The 20,055-nt window shown below is 71.2% G+C and carries 19 protein-coding genes; 5 read left to right on the forward strand and 14 right to left on the reverse strand.

The features are described from left to right. Positions 1 to 4: 4 nt before the first annotated feature. Positions 5 to 2,893, reverse strand: coding sequence for a UPF0182 family membrane protein (locus tag ACWD0A_RS25930; RefSeq protein ID WP_451301899.1), 2,889 nt, complete (start codon positions 2,891 to 2,893; stop codon positions 5 to 7). Between the two features lie 137 nt (positions 2,894 to 3,030). On the opposite strand from ACWD0A_RS25930, the gene ACWD0A_RS25935 reads away from it, so the two are divergent. After that, positions 3,031 to 3,609 carry a PPA1309 family protein gene (locus tag ACWD0A_RS25935; RefSeq protein ID WP_177153802.1) on the forward strand — a complete coding sequence of 193 codons (579 nt, stop codon included), beginning with the start codon at positions 3,031 to 3,033 and terminating at the stop codon, positions 3,607 to 3,609. Between the two features lie 128 nt (positions 3,610 to 3,737). Here ACWD0A_RS25935 and ACWD0A_RS25940 read toward each other — a convergent pair whose 3' ends face one another. From ACWD0A_RS25940 to ACWD0A_RS25955, 4 genes are all read right to left on the reverse strand, one after another. Beyond that, the gene (locus ACWD0A_RS25940; RefSeq protein WP_451301844.1) at positions 3,738 to 4,829 is read right to left on the reverse strand and encodes a YlbL family protein; all 1,092 of its coding nucleotides are present in this window, start codon (positions 4,827 to 4,829) and stop codon (positions 3,738 to 3,740) included. 85 nt (positions 4,830 to 4,914) lie between these two features. Next, positions 4,915 to 5,091: a hypothetical protein gene (locus tag ACWD0A_RS25945; RefSeq protein ID WP_177153800.1), complete on the reverse strand. Its 177-nt coding sequence runs from the start codon at positions 5,089 to 5,091 to the stop codon at positions 4,915 to 4,917. A gap of 245 nt (positions 5,092 to 5,336) precedes the next feature. Continuing rightward, on the reverse strand, positions 5,337 to 5,798 hold the full coding sequence (locus tag ACWD0A_RS25950; RefSeq protein ID WP_307713504.1) for a molybdenum cofactor biosynthesis protein MoaE: 462 nt from the start codon (positions 5,796 to 5,798) through the stop codon (positions 5,337 to 5,339). Positions 5,799 to 5,898: 100 nt separating this feature from the next. Further along, the gene (locus ACWD0A_RS25955; protein WP_307713505.1) at positions 5,899 to 7,026 is read right to left on the reverse strand and encodes an SDR family oxidoreductase; all 1,128 of its coding nucleotides are present in this window, start codon (positions 7,024 to 7,026) and stop codon (positions 5,899 to 5,901) included. 216 nt (positions 7,027 to 7,242) lie between these two features. Between ACWD0A_RS25955 and ACWD0A_RS25960 the strand changes: the two genes are divergently transcribed. Together ACWD0A_RS25960 and ACWD0A_RS25965 are read left to right on the forward strand one after the other, a co-directional pair. Continuing rightward, positions 7,243 to 8,718 (forward strand): zinc-dependent metalloprotease, encoded by a 1,476-nt coding sequence (locus ACWD0A_RS25960; protein ID WP_451301847.1) that lies wholly within the window; start codon positions 7,243 to 7,245, stop codon positions 8,716 to 8,718. After that, entirely contained in the window at positions 8,715 to 9,248 is a 534-nt protein-coding gene (locus tag ACWD0A_RS25965; RefSeq protein ID WP_451301849.1) for an NUDIX hydrolase, read from the forward strand. Before ACWD0A_RS25960 ends, ACWD0A_RS25965 begins: the two co-directional genes overlap by 4 nt. Before the next feature lie 81 nt (positions 9,249 to 9,329). On the opposite strand, the gene ACWD0A_RS25970 is transcribed toward ACWD0A_RS25965, so the two are convergent. The 4 genes from ACWD0A_RS25970 to ACWD0A_RS25985 all read right to left on the reverse strand — a co-directional run bounded on the left by ACWD0A_RS25970 (position 9,330) and on the right by ACWD0A_RS25985 (position 13,240). Next, entirely contained in the window at positions 9,330 to 10,085 is a 756-nt protein-coding gene (locus ACWD0A_RS25970) for an AIM24 family protein (RefSeq protein WP_307713508.1), read from the reverse strand. Positions 10,086 to 10,104: 19 nt separating this feature from the next. Next, on the reverse strand, positions 10,105 to 10,785 hold the full coding sequence (locus ACWD0A_RS25975; protein ID WP_177153534.1) for an AIM24 family protein: 681 nt from the start codon (positions 10,783 to 10,785) through the stop codon (positions 10,105 to 10,107). 13 nt (positions 10,786 to 10,798) lie between these two features. After that, positions 10,799 to 12,442: a TerD family protein gene (locus ACWD0A_RS25980; protein ID WP_451301851.1), complete on the reverse strand. Its 1,644-nt coding sequence runs from the start codon at positions 12,440 to 12,442 to the stop codon at positions 10,799 to 10,801. Between the two features lie 177 nt (positions 12,443 to 12,619). Further along, positions 12,620 to 13,240: a M48 metallopeptidase family protein gene (locus ACWD0A_RS25985; RefSeq protein ID WP_307713510.1), complete on the reverse strand. Its 621-nt coding sequence runs from the start codon at positions 13,238 to 13,240 to the stop codon at positions 12,620 to 12,622. 200 nt (positions 13,241 to 13,440) lie between these two features. Between ACWD0A_RS25985 and ACWD0A_RS25990 the strand changes: the two genes are divergently transcribed. Then, entirely contained in the window at positions 13,441 to 14,586 is a 1,146-nt protein-coding gene (locus ACWD0A_RS25990; protein ID WP_451301854.1) for a TOMM precursor leader peptide-binding protein, read from the forward strand. A 64-nt stretch (positions 14,587 to 14,650) separates the two neighbouring features. After that, on the forward strand, positions 14,651 to 16,057 hold the full coding sequence (locus ACWD0A_RS25995; protein ID WP_451301856.1) for an ABC1 kinase family protein: 1,407 nt from the start codon (positions 14,651 to 14,653) through the stop codon (positions 16,055 to 16,057). 44 nt (positions 16,058 to 16,101) lie between these two features. Here the strand turns inward: ACWD0A_RS25995 and ACWD0A_RS26000 are convergent, their stop codons facing one another. The 5 genes from ACWD0A_RS26000 to ACWD0A_RS26020 form a co-directional block, all read right to left on the reverse strand. Then, complete coding sequence (locus ACWD0A_RS26000) at positions 16,102 to 16,317, reverse strand: hypothetical protein (RefSeq protein WP_451301858.1); 216 nt, start codon at positions 16,315 to 16,317, stop codon at positions 16,102 to 16,104. 96 nt (positions 16,318 to 16,413) lie between these two features. Then, positions 16,414 to 16,737, reverse strand: coding sequence for a hypothetical protein (locus ACWD0A_RS26005; RefSeq protein WP_451301860.1), 324 nt, complete (start codon positions 16,735 to 16,737; stop codon positions 16,414 to 16,416). Further along, positions 16,734 to 17,102, reverse strand: a complete 369-nt coding sequence (locus ACWD0A_RS26010) for a WhiB family transcriptional regulator (protein WP_177150607.1) — start codon at positions 17,100 to 17,102, stop codon at positions 16,734 to 16,736. The genes ACWD0A_RS26005 and ACWD0A_RS26010 overlap by 4 nt, the downstream gene beginning before the upstream one ends. Before the next feature lie 169 nt (positions 17,103 to 17,271). Then, a complete protein-coding gene (locus ACWD0A_RS26015) occupies positions 17,272 to 17,598 on the reverse strand; it encodes a hypothetical protein (RefSeq protein ID WP_451301862.1) in 327 nt (108 codons plus the stop codon). A 163-nt stretch (positions 17,599 to 17,761) separates the two neighbouring features. Then, positions 17,762 to 19,936: an ATP-dependent DNA helicase UvrD2 gene (locus ACWD0A_RS26020; protein ID WP_451301864.1), complete on the reverse strand. Its 2,175-nt coding sequence runs from the start codon at positions 19,934 to 19,936 to the stop codon at positions 17,762 to 17,764. Positions 19,937 to 20,055 lie beyond the last annotated feature (119 nt).

Raw genomic sequence — 20,055 nt, forward strand, 5'->3', positions numbered from 1 at the left:
CCCGTCATCCGCCCTGGTCGGGCTCCTTCAGCCGGGCCTCGGCGTCAGCGGCCCGCTGGAGCGCCTGCTGCAGCGCGTCCTGCGCCTTGCCGTAGGCCGTCCAGTCGCCCCGCTTGATGGCCGCCTGGCCGTCCGAGTACGCCTTCTGCGCATCCTGGATGGCGTCCTTGAGCGCCGCGTCGCCCGTGGCGGGCGGCTCGGTGGGCTGCGTCGGCGGCTCGTCGGGCTCGGTCGGCGGGGTGGTGGTCCCGTCGTCCGGTGCGCCCTCGCCGAAGACCTGCGAGAGCGCGCCGCCGAGATCGTCGGCGAAGCCGATCCGCTGGCCGTACACCACGGCCACCTTGCTCAGCAGCGGGAACTCCGAGCCGCGGCCCTGGGCGTAGATCGGCTCGACGTACAGGAAGCCGCTGTCCAGGGGAACGGTCAGCAAGTTGCCGTACTTGATGGTCGAGTCGGCGCCCTTGAGGTCGCGGACGAAGGTGGCGATGGGGTCGTGCCTGTTGAGCCGGCTCTGCACCTGCTCCGGGCCGTCGACCTTGTCGTCCGTCACGCGCATCAGTCTGATCTTGCCGTAGTCGCGGCTCATGGCGTCGGCGTCGACCGCCATGAACGCCCGCAGGTTGGGCCGTCCACTGGGGGTGAAGGTCGTCGTCAGCGCGAACTGCTGCTTCTCCTGCCCCGGCAGCTTGAGGGACAGGTAGTACGGCGGGACCGCGTTGCTGTCGGCCTTGGTGGGGTCGTTCGGCACCTGCCAGGCGTCGCTCGCGTTGTAGAACGGAGCGGGCTCGGTGACGTGGTAGAGCGACAGCAGCTCACGCTGGACCTTGAACATGTCCTGCGGGTACCGCAGATGGGCCTTCAGCTCGTCCGGGACCTCGGCCTTCGGCTTGACCGTGCCGGGGAACGCCTTCTTCCACGTCTTGAGGACCGGGTCGTTCTCGTCCCACTCGTACAGGGTCACGGTGCCGTCATAGGCGTCGACCGTGGCCTTCACCGAGTTCCGGATGTAGTTGACCTGGTTCTGCTGGGCGACCACCGCGCGCTGGCGGTCGGTCAGCGAGTCGGAGGTGGTCTCCCCGAGCGTCGTGCGGGACGCGTACGGATAGCCGTTGGTCGTGGTGTAGGCGTCGACGACCCACTGGATCCGCTTGCCCACGACCGCCGGGTAGGCGTCGCCGTCGATGGTCAGCCACGGGGCGACCGCTTCGACGCGCTCCTTGGGCGTGCGGTTGTAGAGGATCTTCGAACCGTCGCCGATCGCACCCGAGTACAGGATCTGCGGCTCGTTGAACGCCACGGCGTACGCGGCGCGGTTCAGCGCACCGGAGAGGTCGATGCCGCCCTTGCCCGCGTAGCTCGTGGTGACCTGGCCGCCGCCGTCCTTCTCGTAGTCGAGCTCCTTCTGGGGCCCGCCCACGATCGAGTACTGGGTGGTCTTCTCGCCGTAGTAGATCCGCTGCTCGTAGTCGCCGAGGCTGCCCTTGGAGGGGAGGCCGGACTCGGTGAACTCCGGGGCCCCGCCGGTGCCCTTGGCCGTGTCCGTGCCCTTGGCGGCGACGGCGCCGTAGCCGTGGGTGTACGTGAAGTGGTCGTTGATCCAGTTGCGCTTGTCGACGCCCTGGAGGTTGATCTCACGCAGACCGATGACGGTGTCCTGGCCCTTGTACCGGTCGATGTCCAGCGTGGAGGGGAACTGGTAGTACTTCCGCCCCTGCTCCAGCTGCTGGAACGTCGGCGAGACGATGTTGGGGTCGTTTATCCGGTAGCTGGCCGCCGAGTCGGCGTCCTCGCGCTGCTGCTCCGCGTCCTTGATCTGTCCGCGGCCCGAGTAGTCCGTCGGCTTCACGCCGTCGATGCCGTACGCCTTGCGCGTCGCCTCGATGTTCTTGCGGATGTACTCGGCTTCCTTGGCCTGCTCGTTCGGCTGGACCTGGAACTTCTGCACGATCGCCGGGTAGAGCCCGCCGATCAGGATCGCGGAGAGCACCATGAGCCCGAAGCCGATCACCGGCAGCTGCCAGGTCCGGCGCCACAGCGTGGCGAAGAACAGCACGGCGCAGATCACCGCGATGCAGAACAGGATCGTCTTGGCCGGCAGATACGCGTTGGCGTCGACGTAGCGCAGGCCGGTCCAGTTGCTCGTGGCCTTGAAGTCGCTGGACTTCACCGCGAGCCCGTACCGGTCGAGCCAGTACGCCACGGCCTTGAGCGCCACGAACAGTCCCAGCAGCACCGACAGGTGGCCGGTGGCGGCGCCCGTCGCCCGCGCGCCCGGGCTGGTGATCCGCAGCCCGCCGTACAGGTAGTGGGTCATGGCGGCGGCGATCAGGGACAGCACGACGGCCGCGAAGCCGAAGCCGAGCAGGAAGCGGTACCACGGCAGGTCGAACGCGTAGAACGCCACGTCCATCTTGAACTGCGGGTCCTTCTGGCCGAAGGGCACGCCGTTCACCCACATCAGCCACGTCCGCCACTGGCTGGTGGCGGAGGCGCCGGCGATCAGCCCGATCAGAGCGGTGATCGCGAGGAGCACCCACTTCTTGTAGGGGGCGATGCCCATGCGGTACCGGTCGAGGCTCTGCTGCTCCAGCGACATCGCGCTGAGCGGCGGCCGCAGCCGGTGGGCCAGCCAGATGTTCACGCCGACGGCCGCTGCCATGAGCAGGCCGAAGACGGCGAACAGTCCGATCTTGGTCCACAGAGTGGTCGTGAAGACGGAGGAGTACCTGACGGAGCGGTACCAGAGCCAGTCGGTCCAGAACCCGGAGAACATGACGAACACCATGGCCAGAACGGCCAGGACACCCATGGTCATGAGCAGGGTGCGGACTCGCCGGGACGGCCGGCCCACTCTCATCCGTGGCCCGGTCGGGCCTCCGCCGCGGTCCGGCATCTGGAAAGCCAACGTGCGCACCTCGAAGTTCGCGGTCGTGTGATTCGGGCCCCGCGATCGTAGAGCCCCACTGATGCAACTTACTGAGGCTTTACCTAGTTCCCGCCGCGGGGCAGGAAGGAGGCAGGATATTGACCATGTCCAACGCTTCTTCCCCCGCCCCCGACAACCAGCCCCCTTCGGGCCCGATCGCCGCGAGCCCGCTCACCCGGGCCGTGCTCGAGATCGACGAGTACGCGGCCACGCTCGGCTGGGACCAGCCGGCCCGGCTGTTCGCCCTCGTCGACACCGCTCAGCTGCGTTCCCAGGAGCCGGGTCTCGCCGCCCAGCTCGGCCTCGACGAGGGCGACTCGGCCGCCCCGCTCACCCCGATCGAGCAGGACGAGATCCCGGCCGGCACCCCGCTCGACGAATTCCTCGGCACGATCGCCTGGCCCGACGCGGTCGCGGGCTGCGCGCTGACGGTGGAGCGCCTGATGCTGCCGCCGTCCGCCGAGGCCTCCGTTCCGGACGGCCTCGACGAGGCGGCCCTGACCAAGTGGGTCGCCTCGCACCCGGACCGCCAGGAGGTCCGGATGACGGTGGCCGTGCTCCGCGACGGGGCCCGGGAGTCGGCCCTGCGTCTGCGCGAGAAGGACTCGCCGAACGAGGTGCTCACGGGCGGCGGCCTGGTGCCGGGCCTCGCCGAGGCCCTGTCGGCGACGTTCGAGGACTGACCGAGCCGAAGGGCTCGGACGCGGCGCGGGCGCCGCTGACGCGCGGATCGCTCTGCGCGTCGGCGGCGCCCTCGCGCCGTGTGCCCCGCCCCGCCGTATTGCGGCCGGCGGCCCGCGTCTGCCCGGGCTCAGCCCTTCGTGCAGCTCGGCAGGTCCTCGGTGTCGCCCGAGCGGATCTTCGCCAGGGACTTCGTCGCGTCGGCGATCGTGTCTACCTTGACCAGCGTCAGGCCGTCCGGGGTGTCGGAGGCGGCGGAGGCGCAGTTGTCGGCGGGGGTCATGAAGAACTGGGCGCCGGCCTTGCGGGCGCCGACGAGCTTCATGTCGATTCCGCCGATCGGGCCGACCTTGCCCTCGTCGTCGATCGTGCCCGTCCCCGCGACGAACCTTCCGCCGGTGAGGTCCTCCTCCGTCAGCTTGTCGACGATGCCGAGGGCGAACATCAGGCCGGCGCTCGGGCCGCCGACATCGGCGAGGTGGATGTCGATGGTGAACGGGAAGGTGTGGTCGGTCCCGGCCTGGATGCCGACGATCGCGCGGTTGTCGTCCTGGGCCCTGACCGTGGTGATCGTGACCTTCCGGGTGCCCTGGGGCTCCTTGTTGCCCGCCTTCTCGGCAGCGGCGGCCGCCTTGGCGGGGACGACGGTGAAGACGACGTCCTCGCCCGGCTTGTGCTTCACGACCTGCTCGGCGACGTCCCCGGGCTCCTTGATCTCGGTGCCGTCCACCGCGCGGATGACGTCGCCGGCGTGCAGCCTGCCCTCCGAGGGGGAGCCCTTGACGACGGTGGAGACGACCACCCGCGACGTCACCGGGATCTTCAGCTCCCGCAGGGCCGCCACCTTGGCGCTCTCCTGGGACTGGCTGAACTCCTCGGCGTTCTCCTGCGTCGACTGCTCCTCGGTCTTCCCGTCGGGGTAGAGGGTGTCGTGCGGCACCACCACGTTGTCGTCGGCCAGCCAGCCGTAAAGTGCCTCGACGAGGCTCATCTCGTAGTCCGCCCCGGTCACCCTGACGGTCGTCATGTTGAGGTGCCCGCTGGTCGGGAAGGTCTTGCGGCCGGAGATCTTGAGCACCGGCTCGCCGTCGGCGGAGCCCAGCGTGTTCACCGTCGGGCCGGGCGACATCTCCGCGTACGGGACCTTGAAGAAGACGCCTGCGCAGAGAAGCGCGATGAAGACGAGGGTGGAGGCGAGCATCGTCGCAGTGCGGCGTGGCATGGAACGACAGTACGGGACGAGCCTGTGCGAGTACGGCCGGGGCCGTTCCGTACGAGGGCCTCCCGGCACCTGCGTACGCGCGGGTTCACTGTCGGACGACATCCGTACCGGAGGCAGCCTTCTCCATCGCGTCACGGAAGCGCGCGTACCCGGCGAGCTCGGCGATGTCCCCGCTCGTGCGATTCCGCTGAGCCCAGCCGGCCCATATCGCCGCACCGACAGCAGCGAAAAGCGGAATCAGCAACCAGGCCAGAACTGCCATCGCGACCTCCCTACCCCATGAGTGAACGCAACTGAGTGATCAGCAGATTAGTCTCATCCGCGAGATCAACGCTCATGGCAGGGGTGCGGTTACGCAAATCGGGGCGGATGAGCGCGGAGCGGGTTTCACGGGCGGAAACGCACTGACGGCTCGTCAGGGAACCGGCGCGAAGACGGCGCCGGCGCTCAGCAGGCTCCCACCCTCCCCCTGCCTTCGGCGGGGGACGCCAGTCCTGTGCTTGGGGCTCAACAGGCTCCGACCCACTCCTCGGTGCCGTCCGAGAATTTCTGGTGCTTCCAGATCGGCACCTCGTGCTTGAGGTCGTCGATCAGCTTCCGGCACGCCTCGAACGCCTCCCCCCGGTGCGGGCACGAAACCGCGACCACCACCGCGAGATCCCCGACCGCCAGGTCACCCACACGGTGGACGGCGGCGAGCGCCCTGACGGGGTACTCGGCGGCCACCTTCTCGGCGATGCGGCGCATCTCCGCCTCCGCCGTCGGATGGCAGGAGTAGCCCAGCGTGTCGACGTCGGCGCCGCCGTCGTGGTTGCGCACGGTGCCGACGAACAGCGCGGTGCCGCCCGCGGCGTCGTCGCCCACGGCCGCGAAGACCTCGTCGAGGGAGAGCGGAGTGTCACGGATCGCGAGCAGCCGGATGGGGTCCTGCGCCGCCTGCTCGCCGGGGTGGTCGTACGTGCGTGCCATGGGGACATCGTGCCCCATGGCACCGAACGGGCGGAACAGCCTCTCGCACGGATCGGCACCGGCCGGGCTTGGAGCCTCCTACAGGGACGACGTGCTCCGGCTAGATCCGGCGGCGCGCCTTGCGGGCGCGCCGCACCAGCGCCGCCGTGCCCAGCAGCGCGACCGTCGCGCCCGCGGCGCCGGCGGCCGTGGCGTCCTTGCGGCCGAGGCGGCGGCCCGCGACGGTGTGCCGGCCCTCGACCTCCTCCAGCAGGGCGGCCAGCACCTCCTCGTTCGTCCACCGCGGACGCCAGCCCGCGTCGTGCAGCCGGCTCACGCTCACCACCCAGGGGTGCATCGTGTACGCGAGGTCGCCCGCCGGGGACGGCGTGAGGCCGATGCGGTGCAGACGTGCGGCCGCGCCCAGCGCCACCGCCGAGGGCAGCTCCATCCGGCGGATGCCGCTGAGCTCCTCGACGTCCTCCTGCTCCAGCCATCCGTCGCAGCCGACGGCGAGCTCCCCCTCGACCTTCTCCAGCGCCGCGTACTCCAGAGCGCCCACGAGGTCCTCGACATGGCAGAACTGCCAGGTGGGCCGGGATCCGGCGACCACGAGCAGCCGGGGCGACTCGAAGTAGCGGGTCAGCGCGGTGTCGGTGCCGCCGACGAGAACGGCCGGCCTGACCACGGTGACGTTCAGCCCGGGATGGGCACGGGGAGCGCGGCGGCCGAGGCGTTCGATCTCCAGCAGGTCGCCGACGCCGGTCGCCTCGGCGGTCGCGCGCAGCTCGGCGTCCTCGGAGAGCGGGATGTCGTTGTCGGGCAGCGCCCCGTAGACCATGGCGGAGGTGCACAGGACGACCCGGTGGACGCCGGCCGCGGCGGCGGCGGTGAGGACGGTCTGCGTACCGCGCACGTTGTATGCGGTACGGGCGGCCGAGTCGGTCTCCAGGTCGAGGTCCAGCGCGAGGTGCACCACCACGTCGGCGCCCCGCAGCTTCTCCGCGATCGCCGGGTCACGGACGTCGAGCACGTGCCAGTGCGCTTCGGGGACCTCGCCGCGGCGCTCGTCGATCGCGATGACCTGCTTGATCTCGTCGGACGCGGCAAGGCGCCTGGTGAGCAGGTCACCGACGCCCGTGGCGGCACCGGTGACGGCCACGACGGGGCCACGCCCCTCGGGCACGCGGCCGGCGGCCGCGGTTGAGTGGTTTCGCGCTGCGCGAACCTGCGGATCTGGGGAACTCACCAGGCGTCTCCAGCGGTTGTCTTCAGTACGCAAGCGAATGACGCATACGCACCAGGTGGCGTCCATCCTGCCGCAGGCCACGTGCCGGCGGGGCACCGAGCCCGCAAGCGGCCCGGATGTCGAAGCCGCACGGCCCCCCGGCCGCATAGGCTGGGTGGTGTTGTCGGGCAGTCGCCGCCGGCGGAAAGCCGGTGGCCCTACGAGCCGAGGAAACCCGTGAGTGACACCCCATTCGGATTCGGCCTTCCGCCGGAGGAGCCGGAGAACGGCGACGAGGGCAAGAAGAGGAATCCCGCCGGAGGTGGCCAGGGCTCCGGCGGGTCCCCGTCCAATCCCTTCGGCTTCGGCTTCGGCGAGGGCGGCGGGGACAACCCCTTCGCCGCCATGTTCGGCTCGCTGAACCCCAACGATCTCGGCGCGGCGTTCCAGCAGCTCGGCCAGATGCTGAGCTACGAGGGCGGCCCGGTGAACTGGGACATGGCCAAGCAGATCGCCCGCCAGACGGTGGCCCAGGGCACGCCCGACGGCACCAAGGACGCGAGCGTCGGCCCGGTGGACCGCACCGCGGTCGAGGAGGCCGTGCGGCTGGCCGACCTGTGGCTGGACGGCGCGACCTCGCTGCCCTCGGGCGCGAGCACGGCCGTGGCGTGGAGCCGCGCGGAGTGGGTAGAGGCGACCCTTCCGGCGTGGCAGCAGCTCGTCGACCCGGTCGCCGAGCGCGTCGGTCTCGCCATGGGCGACGTGCTGCCCGAGGAGATGCAGGCCATGGCGGGCCCGCTGATCGGCATGATGCGCTCCATGGGCGGGGCGATGTTCGGCCAGCAGATCGGGCAGGCGGTCGGCGTCCTGGCCGGCGAGGTGGTCGGCTCGACCGACATCGGTCTGCCGCTGGGCCCGGCCGGCAAGGCCGCGCTCCTCCCGTTGAACGTGGAGGCCCTCGGCAAGGACCTCGGCGTGCCGAAGGAGGAGGTGCGGCTGTACCTCGCGCTGCGCGAGGCGGCCCACCAGCGGCTCTTCGCCCATGTGCCGTGGCTGCGCTCGCACCTGTTCGGAGCGGTCGAGGGGTACGCCCGCGGGATCAAGGTGGACACGTCCAAGCTGGAGGACGTGGTCGGCCAGTTCGACCCCTCGCACCCCGAGCAGCTGCAGGAGGCGCTGCAGCAGGGCATGTTCCAGCCGGAGGACACCCCGGAGCAGAAGGCGGCCCTGGCGCGCCTGGAGACGGCCCTCGCGCTGGTCGAGGGCTGGGTCGACGCGGTGGTCCACGAGGCCGCCTCGACCCGTCTCACGTCCGCGGGCGCGCTGCGCGAGACGCTGCGCAGGCGCCGCGCGTCCGGCGGCCCGGCGGAGCAGACGTTCGCCACACTGATCGGGCTGCAGCTGCGTCCGCGCAGGCTGCGGGACGCATCGCGGCTGTGGGCCTCGCTCACGGACGCGCGCGGTGTCGACGGGCGTGACGCCCTGTGGGAGCACCCGGACATGCTGCCGACCGCGACCGACCTGGACGACCCGGACGGCTTCGTGCACCGCGAGCAGCTGGACTTCTCCGAGCTGGACAAGATGCTCGGCGAGGCCGCCGGCGGCCGCACGTCGCCGAACCTCGACAAGCCGGACGCCGCCCAGGGGAAGCCGGGAGAGTCCGGCGAGAAGCCCGAAGGACCGGCCGGCGGCGAGGACGACACCGACAAGTGAGCCTCCACGACGACGCCGTCCTCGTGCTGAAGGGCTACGAGGCCCGCGAGGACGGCCAGGCCGCACTGCGGCAGACGTATCTGGACCATCTGGCGGCGCATCCGGACGGGATGTGGAAGTCCTGCGGTGCGGGTCATCTCACCGCGAGCGCCCTGGTCGTCGACCCGGAGCGCGGGCGGGTGCTGCTGACGCTGCACCGGAAGCTCGGCATGTGGCTGCAGATGGGCGGCCACTGCGAGCCGCAGGACACGACCCTGGCCGCGGCGGCGCTGCGCGAGGCCACGGAGGAGTCCGGGATCCCGGGGCTGTCGCTGCTGCCCGGCGGCCCGGTCACCCTCGACCGGCACGCGATCCCCGCGCCGTGCCACTGGCACCTGGACGTGCAGTACGCGGCACTGGCCCCGGCCGGTGCCGCCCCCGCGATCAGCGACGAGTCACTGGACCTGCGCTGGTTCGCCTACGACGAGGTGGCGGGTGTCGCCGACGCCTCGGTCGTGCGGCTCCTGGAGCGCACGCGGGCCGCGCTGTAGCACCTGCGCGTAAGGGGCGGTCGCCTTGGGGTCTCCCCGCCGAAGGCAGGGGACGGCGACCGCCCCTTACGCATGTCCTCGTCAGTTCCAGGCGTTGTTCTGGTTCTGCGCCTGGGCGCCGTGCTGGCCCACGCCGTACTGGGCGCGCAGGCCCTGCCCGAGGTCCGCGTTCTGCGGGGGCATGACCTCGCTGGGCTGGACGAGGGCGAAGCCCTGCCCGAGGAAGCTCAGCTCCCAGCCCTCCCCGGTGTTGCCGCGGCGGCGGCGCACGTTCGAGGAGTGCGTCTGGGCCTGCATCTGCACGCGCAGCGCGGAGGACCAGGCCACGATGGCGTCGGCGTCCACGTTCACGTACTTGTCCGGCGTCACCTGCATCATCAGGGGCTGGCCCGACGTCATCAGCGCGACCTTGCCCCGGCCGGAGACGTTGAGCTGGTACTTGCCGGATCCGGAGATGCCGTACTGGCTGTCCACCGCGATGACCTCGGTGTGCAGCGTGGAGTCGAGCGCCAGCACATAGGCGCTGTCGACGGTCATGCCCTCCTGGTCCACGTCGACGACGTGGACGTACTGGGCGAGATTGGCGAAGTAGACGGTGCCCTGGCCCGAGCAGCGCATCAGGTCGAGGCCCTCACCGGTGTTGGCGCGGGCCCTGCGCTGGCTGCTCGTCTGGTACTCGCCGTCGAAGTCGACCAGTCCCTGGTAGGCGACCATCGCGCCCTTGCGGGCGAGGATGTCGTCGTGCCCGGTCAGGGTGACCCGCAGCAGCTGCGGGTTCTGCACGACGTAGCGGTCCTGGGACTGCTGCTCGGCGTAGCCGAAAAGCGGACTCTGCATGGTGTGTTCTCGCTCCCCCTCAGCCCCGGATCCGCAGGCGGTCGGTGCTGTCCTCACTCGGCTGTACGACGACGATGCCCTGGCCCGAGAAGGCCATCTGGTACGCCTCTCCGCTGCCCCGCCCGATCAGTGAGGAGGCCTTGAAGCTGCGCTTGCCCTTCACCTTGAGGTTCGGGGACCAGGCGACGAGGGCGTCCGGGTCGACGTACGTCTCGTCCTCCCCGCGGCCGCAGTCGACGACGATGGGCGTGCCGCGGGAGGTGAGGGCGACCCAGCCGGTGCCGGCGACCTCCACGTTCCACAGGCCCTGTCCGGCGAACTTGGCGAGGCCCTTGACCTTCTCGACGCCCCACTGGAGGTGGGCGTCGAAGGCCAGGAGGTTGGTGCCGTTGACCGAGAGCGAGTCGTTGTTGAGGTTGATCACGACGACGTCGGCGCCGTAGTCGGCGAGGTAGAGCAGCCCGTCGCCGGAGCACTTCATGAGGGGCGCGCCTTCGCCGGTCACCCACTGGGAGGCGATCTGGCGGACGGCGGGCGGGTTGGGCTCGTACTGGACGAATCCTTCGTAGGCGACCATGGAGCCGGTGCGTGCGTACAGGTCCTGGCCGGTGGCCATGGCGACCTTGAGCATGGTGCGGCCGTGGTTCTCCATCCGGGCCGCGACGGGGGTCGGGGCGAAGCCCGCGAGTTGCTGGTTCATGATCCGGGCTCCCTCAGACCTCGTAGGGCTGGACGACGATGAAGTTGCCGGGGGCACCCCGGAACTGGAGGTTCACGGTCTCACCGCTGTGTCCCGGGTAGGCGTTGCGGCGCAGCCGGACCTGGCTGGAGAGGATGACCTGCGAGGCCGCCGACCACGCGACGATCGCGTTGCTGTCCGCGAACGTCGTGGGCGTGACCGGCAGGACGACGGGGACGCCGTGCGTCTTGACGACGACGGTGCCGGTGCCCTGGAACATCATCGTGAACAGCGCGCCGCCGGGGATGCCGTGGCCCTCGATGCGCCGGACCTCGTGCTGCAGCGACTCGTCGAAGGCGAGCACGTTCTCGGCGGAGACGCAGATGCCGTCGCCCTGCAGCTCGATCGAGTGCAGGTGTGCGCCGTTCTCCGCGAGGAAGACCTGGCCGCGTCCGCTGCAGCGCATCAGCTGCATCTCCTGGCCCGTGGCGTTGCCGACGACACGGCCGGCGAAACCGGCGCCCTTGTAGCTGAAGTCGACCTTGCCCTGGTACATGACCATGCTGCCCTGACGGGCGAGCACGGGCGTACCGCCCATGGTGAGGTCGACCCGCATCATCTGCTGGTTCTGCGGGGTCCAGCGCTGGCCGGTGGGCGTCTCGCGGTAGGGCTGGAGGGCCGACTGGAGGCCGGCGCCGGTCTGCGGCACGCCCTGGGGGACTCCCTGCGGGGCGCCCTGGGGCATACCGGGCTGCTGGCCGTACGGACCGGGGGCAGGCTGGCCGTACGGCATTCCCGGCGGCGGGACCTGTCCGGGAATCTGGCCGGGGACCTGCCCCGGGACCTGGCCGTACTGCGGCTGCTGGGGCTGCGGCTGGCCGTACGGGGACGGCGCCGGCGGCGGCACGGTGCCGGCCGGGGGCGCCATGGGTGCCGCCATGGTCGGAGCGGCGTGCACCTGCGGCCCCGGTGCGGGGGCGTGTGGGGCGGGAGCCGGGGCCGCGGGGGCCCCGAAGGCGGGGGCGGGCTGCGGGGGCTGGGGAGCCTGCGGGGCCTGAGGAGCACCGAAGGCGGGCGCGGGCGCGGCAGGGGCCGCGGGCGGGGCGAAGGAGGGCGCGGCGGCCTGCGGCTGCTGCGGTGCGGGCTCCTCCTCGGCGACCTCTCCCCCGAAGTTCTTCAGCAGCGCCTCGAGGCCGCCGTCGAAGCCCTGGCCGACGGCGGCGAACCGCCACACGTCCTTGAGGTAGAAGTCGCCCAGCATCACCGCGCGCTCGGTGCTGAACTCGGAGCCGTTGAAGGCGTACCTGACGACCTCTTCGCCGCCCGCGACGATCCGGATGTGACCCGGACCGATCTGCGACATCTGCCCGGCGCCGTCGATCGTGGCGGTGAAGGACAGCTTGTGGATGCTCGCCGGGATGCGGTCCAGAGTGACGCGGAACGACTCGGTGTCACCGGCCTGCGCGCCGAGAAGCTGAATGGACTCCTCGGGCGACTTCGGCTGGTTGAAGAAGATGAAGTACCGGTCGTCGGAGAGCTGCTCGTTCGCGTCGAGGCCGAAGCAGCTGATGTCGAAGGTCAGTCCAGGAGCAGCGATCTGCACACCTACGTACAGATCCGTTCCCGGCGTCAGATCACTGATCTTGGCCTTGTGGCCCCGTTGGAATTCCCTGGCCATGCGTTACGACCGTCCCCCATCCCGAAATACGAATGCGTCGCGCCAGGCTAACCGCTTGCGGCGACATTGAGCCAAGCCGGTACACATTCGGTACAGGACCGTCGACACCCGATCCGGAACGGGACATTGACGGCCTCACATCGCACCGGGCCGCCGCTCCGCGCGCCCCGGCGGCGCTCACTCCTCGCGTGCGGCGGGGAGGTGCGGCAGCCGGCCTGCGGCGACGACACCTTCGAGGTAGCCGCGGGCCCTCTCGGTACGGGGATAGGCCTCCAGCAGCCGCCAGAAGCGCGGCCCGTGCCCGGGGACCAGCAGGTGGGCGAGTTCGTGGACGAGCACGTAGTCGACGACGTACTCGGGCATGCCCTGCAACCGGTGCGAGAGCCGGATGCTGCCCTCGGCCGGAGTGCACGAGCCCCAACGGGTGTTCTGATTCGTCACCCATCGCACGGAGGTCGGCCTTGCCCGTCCGTCGAAGTACTGCTCCGACAACCGCTCGGCACGCTCGTACAGTTCGCTGTCGCCGAGGACGCGCTTGCTCTCCTGCGCCGCGAGCTTGTCCAGCATCACGCCGACCCACCGGCGCTCCTCGGCCTCGGACATCCGGGCGGGAATCAGCACGATGGTGCGGTCGCCCTCGCGGTACGCGGAGACCGTTCTGCTGCGCCGGGCGCTCCTGCGGACCTCGACCGCACTCGTGACGGGCCCGCGGTGCGGGTGACGACCGGCGTTTCGCGTGGTTCCCGCGCCGCGCGCTGAGTTCTCCCCGGTGAGTGGCGGGGAAGGGTCGACGGGCACGCCCCGACGTTACCCGCTGTCAGTACGGGAAGTCCCGACTCGGGGACGGTTCTCGCTTGATCCACTCCATGGCTGCACGATTTGAACGACTAACACCCCGCACCTGTGGACAACTTTTCACACGCCTCGGCGCGGACGGGCATTCTGACAGCGGTCCGAAGAGGGAAGACCAGGAAATTCAACGGGGAACGGGGACGGATATGCATCCGATGATGAAGCCTGCCCTGCGGCGGGCATGGCGCGACCGCCAGTCCGTGCAGGTCGGGGTGACACGCGCCCATGCGGTGACGGTGGGGCCGCTGGACACCGCGACCGGCTCGCTCATCGACCTGCTGGACGGCACCCGGGGACTGGATCTCCTGCGTGCCGAGGCGCGCACGAGGGGGCTGCCGGACGGGCGGGCCGACGCGCTGGTCGGCCGGCTGGCGGCCGCGGGGCTCCTGGACGACCCGAAAGCGGGCGGACCGGCCGCGGACTCGCTGCGCAGGAGGCCGGACGCCGTCGACCGGCTGCGTCCGGACCTGGCCTCCCTGTCCGTGGTCCACCCCGAGCCGGGCGGTGCGATGCGGAGGCTGGCGGCGCGGCGGGCCATACGGATCCAGGTGCGCGGCGCCGGACGCGTCGGCGCCCTGATCGCGGCGACGCTGTCGGCGGCGGGGGTGGGGCGGGTCGAGGTCCTGGACGGCGGGTTCACCGAGCCGGCGGACGTCGTGCCCGGCGGACTGGCCGCCGAGGACATCGGGCAGCGGCGGGACGCGTCAGCCCGGCGGCTCGTCCGCCGCTCGGCGCCCGACCGCGCTCCGCGCAGGGCGGAGGTGGCGGAGCCGGGCGGCGGCGAGCCGGCGCTCTGTCTCGTCGTGGTGGCCCCGCGCGACGGGCTCGGTGCCTACGCACCGGACCCGTTGCCCGCCGAGGACTGGGTCGCCGCCGGTATTCCCCATCTCTACGCGGGGGTTGTGGAGGCGACGGGTGTGGTCGGGCCGCTGGTGGTGCCGGGCAGCACGGCCTGCGCCACCTGCCTGGAGCGGGACCGGACCGAGCGCGATCCGGCCCGGTCGATACTGCTCGCGCAGTGGCGTTCGGGGCGGCGCAGGGCGGTGCCTTCGGCCTGTGACGCCGCGCTGGCCACCGTGGTCGCCGGGCTCGCAGCCTGTCACGCACTGTCCTTCCTCGACGGTGACCTGCCGGCGAGCGCCGACGCCCGCTGGGAGGTGTCGCTGCCCTCGGCGCAGTGGCGGTCCGAGCGGATCGCGCCCCACGCGGACTGCCCGTGCGGTGCCGCGGGCAGGACTGAGAGCAGAGACACCTCGGGGATCGGTCCGACACACGAGACAATGGCCGGGTAACCGCCGTCAACGGCGCGACGCCGTAAGGCAGATGCGGCACGCCGGCTGGGATTTGGAGGGGCGTATGTCTGATCTTCCCCGGAAGGCGGTCACTCGTACCGCGAAGTTGGCCGCACTGCCGCTGAGCTTCGCCGGCCGTGCCACGTGGGGACTCGGCAAGCGGATCGGCGGCAAGTCCGCGGAGATCGTGGCCCGTGAACTGCAACAGCGCACGGCGGAGCAGCTGTTCAAGGTGCTCGGCGAGCTGAAGGGAGGCGCGATGAAGTTCGGGCAGGCGATGTCCGTCTTCGAATCGGCGCTGCCCGAGGAGGTCGCCGGCCCCTACCGTGCGGCACTGACCAGGCTGCAGGACGCCGCTCCGCCGATGCCGACGCGCACCGTCCACGCCGTGCTCGCGGAGCAGATGGGCGAGGAGTGGCGCGAGCTCTTCCTGAGCTTCGAGGACAAGCCCTCGGCCGCCGCCTCCATCGGTCAGGTGCACCGGGCGGTGTGGCACGACGGGCGCGAGGTCGCGGTCAAGGTGCAGTACCCGGGCGCGGGTGACGCCCTGCTGTCGGACCTCACCCAGCTGAGCCGTTTCGCCAAGCTCCTGGGCCCCCTCGTCCCGGGGATGGACATCAAGCCCCTGATCGCCGAACTGCGCGACCGGGTCTCGGAGGAGCTGGACTACGAGCTGGAGGCTCAGGCACAGCGCGAGCACGCGGCGGAGTTCGCAGGCGATCCCGATGTGGTCGTGCCGGACGTGGTCCACCAGTGCGACCAGGTGCTGGTGACCGAGTGGATCGACGGCATACCGCTGGCCGAGGTGATAGCCGACGGCACACCTGAGCAGCGCGACCGCGCCGGCCAGCTGCTGTCCCGGTTCCTCTTCTCGGGCCCCGCCCGTACGGGACTGCTGCACGCCGACCCCCACCCGGGAAACTTCCGGCTCCTTCCGGGAGAGGAGGGCGAGCCCCTGCGGCTTGGCGTGCTGGACTTCGGCACGGTGGACCGGCTGCCGGGCGGGCTCCCGCGCCCCATCGGCGAATGTCTGCGGATGACGCTGGCGGGCGAGGCCGAGGCCGTCTACCGGATGCTGTGCGAGGAGGGCTTCGTCAAGGAGACGATCGAGCTCGACCCGGAGGCAGTGCTCGAGTACCTGCTGCCGATCATCGAGCCTGCGGAGGCGGAGGAGTTCACCTTCACCCGTGGCTGGATGCGCACGCAGGCGGCGCGGATCGCCGACATCCGCTCCCCGGCACACCAGTTGGGCAAGCAGCTCAACCTGCCGCCCGCGTATTTGCTGATACACCGTGTGACATTGAGCACCATCGGCGTGCTCTGCCAGCTGAACGCGTCGGTGCGGCTGCGGGAGGAGCTGGAGGACTGGCTGCCCGGGTTCCTCGAACCGGAGGAGGGTGGCGGCGCCCACGAGGCGGTCGGGGAGCAGGAGGGACCCGGCGCGGACGTGGCGCTCGAGGCACAGGGCTGACCGGAGGACCGGCCGGCGCGTGGCGGCCGGGGCCGGCGCGCGGGTCACCACCAGGCCGAGTCGAGCCTGCCCTCGATCGCCCTGATGTTGGCCCGTGCGCAGTCCTCGCAGAGGTAGAGGCGGACCCCGTTCTCCGCGGAAAAGGTCCAAGTCGCGGGCGTCCCCTCGGCGGTCGCACCGCATCTGGAGCACACGGTGCTCTCCGCGCCCGGTGCCGGCGCGCCCTGCTGTCCGGGCTGCGGCGTCTTGTCCTGGTCCACCTCGCGACGATACCGCCGCCCCTGGCCGTCCACGCGGGCAACGCACCGCGGGGGCCGGTCCGTTCGGACCGGCCCCCGCGGGGACAGCGTGTGCCGTCAGTTCATGACGGCCATGGCCAGTGCGCGGCGGGCGCGCATCGACACGCGCTCGGCGCGGCGCTGCATCCGCCGGGCGGCGACCAGGCGCACGGCCTGGCGTTCCGCATCGGCTTCGCGCCGGCGCTCGTCCATATGCGCGCGAGCCAGGGCTTCTGGGATGAGTTGCATTTCGCGAGTCCTGTTCTGACGCGAGGCGTTCGCGCCGATGGTGGTGACAGCTGGGGTGGCGGAGCCTGACGGCTCGCTGGCGGAAGAGGTCATCGGGGCCTGCTTATGGGGATCGTGCGTGAGGGGTCGGTCGATGGTTCCTGCGGTGCTCATGCCGCGACCGGGTTCTTGCGCGGGCGACCACGCGGCCGCTTCCGGGCGACGACGACACCCTGGACGAAGAGCTCTCCGCCCCAGACGCCCCACGGCTCACGCCGCTCCTTGGCGCCGGCGAGGCAGGCCTCCATCAGCGGGCAGGTACGGCAGAGGGACTTGGCGTACTCGACGTCGGCCGGCGACTCGGCGAAGAAGACCTCCGGGTCGTAGGAGCGGCAGGGGACGGGTACGCCGAGGTTCTCGATGGCGTCGTCGAGCGCGGTCAGCGCGGTGAGGGGAGTCAAGGTGGAGTCCTCGGGAAGGGCGGGCGGGGAGATCGGCTGGGAAGGCGGTACGGACGGGGCGTGCGCTTCGAGTTGCACGGTGTGTTGTTCCTCGTCTGTCGTGCCGGCCGGTCGGCCGGTTGGCTGTTGGTACCGGGTGCTTCTGGTCCCGAGGCCCCTTCGCTCTGTCATCCCGCTGGGGAAAACAGAAGGGCCGCGGATCCCGGGTGGGGTTCCGCGGCCCTGAAGGCGCCGGCCTAATGCTGGATCAGGCTGGATCACTCCAGGGTTCGAGCCCACGGAAGGCCCACATCGAGTGGTGGTGCGTCGTCTGCTGCTGGGTCTCGGCACTGGCCGCCGCAAAGGCATAGGCCCGAGCCTCTGCCGCTGCTACTCCTGCTTCCAGTGCCTTGGTCGGTCGCTCATTGCGCTCCAGGACGGGGAGGCCGCCCAGGCCGGACACGGGAAGCACGGCGAAGTCGCCGGACATACCGGTGCGGATGAACGCCGAGGAGAAGCCGAGCGAGCAGGCGGAGGCGGCCGAGCGATCGGTCATTTTGGCGGTGCTGACGAAGCTGGTCTTGATGCTGATCACTGGAATCGCCTCCTCTCGGCGTCTCGGGGACCGGGCGAGCCGGTCGCGGTATTCGGATAAGTACAGCACGAGGACAGGGCTTCAGAGAAGCCGCCGTTCGCGTGGTTAAGAACCTATGGGGCTTGCCTGGGCGGGCGCAAACTATTTTTTCGACGAGTTTGCATCAGTCCTCCTCGTCGGCCCCCATCGGCTCCTCACCTGCGCAGATGGCCAGAACATCGGTGCCGAAGCGCTCCAGCTTGCGGCCGCCGACCCCGGAGATGCCGGCCAACTCGCCCTCGGTGCCCGGCACCGCCTCCGCGATCGCCATCAGTGTCTTGTCGGTGAACACGCAGTAGGCGGGCTGGCCAAGCTCCTTGGCGCGGTCGGAACGCCACTCGCGCAGCCGCTCGTACAGGGCCTCGTCCATGTCCGAGGGGCAGTCCTCGCAGCGCATCAGCTTCATCTCACCGGCATCGGTGAGGGTCTTGCCGCAGACCCGGCACAACACCGGCCCGCGCCGCTTGCGCTTGCCGCCGCTGCCGCGCTCGACACCGCCCGCGCCACCGGTCCCGCGGCTACCGGGCGCGGCCGATCCGGGACGCAGGCCGTTCAGGAAGCGGCTCGGGCGGCGGGAGGCGCGGCCGCCCGGCGCGCGGGACAGCGCCCAGGACAGGCACAGGTGGAGCCGGGCGCGCGTGACGCCCACGTAGAGCAGCCGGCGCTCCTCCTCGACCTGCTCGTCGGTCTTGGCGTAGGTGATCGGCATCATGCCCTCGGTCAGGCCGACCAGGAACACCGCGTCCCACTCCAGGCCCTTGGCCGAGTGCAGGGAGGCGAGGGTGACGCCCTGGACCGTGGGGGCGTGCTGCGCGGCGGCGCGCTCGTCGAGCTCGGTGACGAGATCCGCGAGCGTGGCGCCGGGCTTGGCGCGGGCGAAGTCCTCGGCGAGGCGGACCAGTGCCGCGAGGGACTCCCAGCGGTCGCGCACCGCGCCCGATCCCGCGGGCGGCTCGGTCGTCCAGCCCTTCGTGGAGAGTACGGCCCGGACCTGGGAGGGCAGGTCCTCCGCGTCGTCGAGCAAGGAGTCGTTGGCCCCCGCCCGGGCGGCGCCGCGCAGGGCGACCCCGGCCTCGCGGACCTCCTGGCGCTCGAAGAAGCGCTCCGCGCCGCGCAGCTGGTACGGGACGCCCGCGTCGGCCAGGGCCTGCTCGTAGACCTCGGACTGGGCGTTGATCCGGTAGAGAACGGCGATCTCGCCGGCCGGCACGCCCGCGGCGATCAGATCGCGGATGCGGCGGGCGGTGCCTTCGGCCTCGGCGGGCTCGTCCCCGTACTCGACGTAGGCGGGCTCGGGGCCGGGATCGCGCTGGGAGACCAGCTCGAGCCGGTGCTCGGCGGCGCGGCCGCGGGCCTGGCCGAGCAGTCCGTTGGCCAGGTGCACGACCTGGGGTGTGGAGCGGTAGTCCCGGACCAGCTTGACCACGGTCGCGTCGGGGTGGCGGGTGCGGAAGTTCAGCAGGTGGTCGGGGGTGGCGCCGGTGAACGAGTAGATCGTCTGGCTGGCGTCGCCGACCACGCACAGGCTGTCCCGGTCCCCGAGCCACAGATCCAGCAGGCGCTGCTGGAGCGGGCTCACGTCCTGGTACTCGTCGACCACGAAGTGCTGGTACTGGCGGCGGACCTGCTCGGCGATGTCGTGCCGGTCCTGGAGGATGCCGACCGTGAGCAGCAGCACGTCCTCGAAGTCGATGGCCGCGCGGTCGCGCTTGAGCTGCTCGTACATCGCGTAGATCTGGCTGATTTCCGCCGGGTCGCGCGGAGCCTCCCGCAGGGACTTGGCGACCGCGGCCGGGTAGTCGGCGGGCACGGTCTGGGTGACCTTGGCCCACTCGATCTCGCTGGTCACGTCCCGCAGCTCGTTCCGGTCGAGGCGGACGCGGCAGCGAGCGCCGGCCTCGGCCACCAGCTGGATCTTGCGCTCCAGGAGCCGGGGCAGGTCGCCGCCGACGGCTTTCGGCCAGAAGTACTGCAGCTGGCGCAGGGCCGCGGAGTGGAAGGTGCGGGCCTGGACGCCGCCGGCGCCGAGCTGGCGCAGCCGGCCCCGCATCTCACCGGCCGCCCGGTTGGTGAAGGTGACCGCGAGCACGCTGGCGGGCTGGAGTATCCCCGCGCGGACGCCGTACGCGATGCGGTGGGTGATCGCGCGCGTCTTGCCCGTGCCGGCGCCGGCCAGCACGCACACCGGGCCGTGCAGGGCCGTCGCCACCTCGCGCTGCTCGGGGTCGAGCCCGTCGAGCACCGCGTCGGCCGACTCGGGGACCTGCGGGAAAAGAGAGGAGTGCGTTGCTGCTGTCACCCCGCCATGCTGCCAGGTCCCGGGAGGCGGGTGTGGCGGCTGTCCACAGGGGCCCGGTATTCGTCGTACGAACCGGCACAGGGCCGCATGCCCGCCGGCACCGGCCTCCCGCCCCCGGC

Source organism: Streptomyces sp. NPDC002867 (assembly GCF_053591895.1).

What these genes read in the sequence shown, in the direction of transcription:
- ACWD0A_RS25940 (WP_451301844.1), bottom strand. Translation starts at nt 4,829, where the DNA reads ATGCCACGCCGCACTGCGACGATGCTCGCCTCCACCCTCGTCTTCATC.
- ACWD0A_RS25995 (WP_451301856.1), top strand. Translation starts at nt 14,651, where the DNA reads ATGTCTGATCTTCCCCGGAAGGCGGTCACTCGTACCGCGAAGTTGGCC.
- ACWD0A_RS26005 (WP_451301860.1), bottom strand. Translation starts at nt 16,737, where the DNA reads ATGAGCACCGCAGGAACCATCGACCGACCCCTCACGCACGATCCCCAT.
- ACWD0A_RS25990 (WP_451301854.1), top strand. Translation starts at nt 13,441, where the DNA reads ATGCATCCGATGATGAAGCCTGCCCTGCGGCGGGCATGGCGCGACCGC.
- ACWD0A_RS25975 (WP_177153534.1), bottom strand. Translation starts at nt 10,785, where the DNA reads ATGAACCAGCAACTCGCGGGCTTCGCCCCGACCCCCGTCGCGGCCCGG.
- ACWD0A_RS25970 (WP_307713508.1), bottom strand. Translation starts at nt 10,085, where the DNA reads ATGCAGAGTCCGCTTTTCGGCTACGCCGAGCAGCAGTCCCAGGACCGC.
- ACWD0A_RS25950 (WP_307713504.1), bottom strand. Translation starts at nt 5,798, where the DNA reads ATGGCACGCACGTACGACCACCCCGGCGAGCAGGCGGCGCAGGACCCC.
- ACWD0A_RS25980 (WP_451301851.1), bottom strand. Translation starts at nt 12,442, where the DNA reads ATGGCCAGGGAATTCCAACGGGGCCACAAGGCCAAGATCAGTGATCTG.
- ACWD0A_RS25945 (WP_177153800.1), bottom strand. Translation starts at nt 5,091, where the DNA reads ATGGCAGTTCTGGCCTGGTTGCTGATTCCGCTTTTCGCTGCTGTCGGT.
- ACWD0A_RS25935 (WP_177153802.1), top strand. Translation starts at nt 3,031, where the DNA reads ATGTCCAACGCTTCTTCCCCCGCCCCCGACAACCAGCCCCCTTCGGGC.
- ACWD0A_RS25930 (WP_451301899.1), bottom strand. Translation starts at nt 2,893, where the DNA reads ATGCCGGACCGCGGCGGAGGCCCGACCGGGCCACGGATGAGAGTGGGC.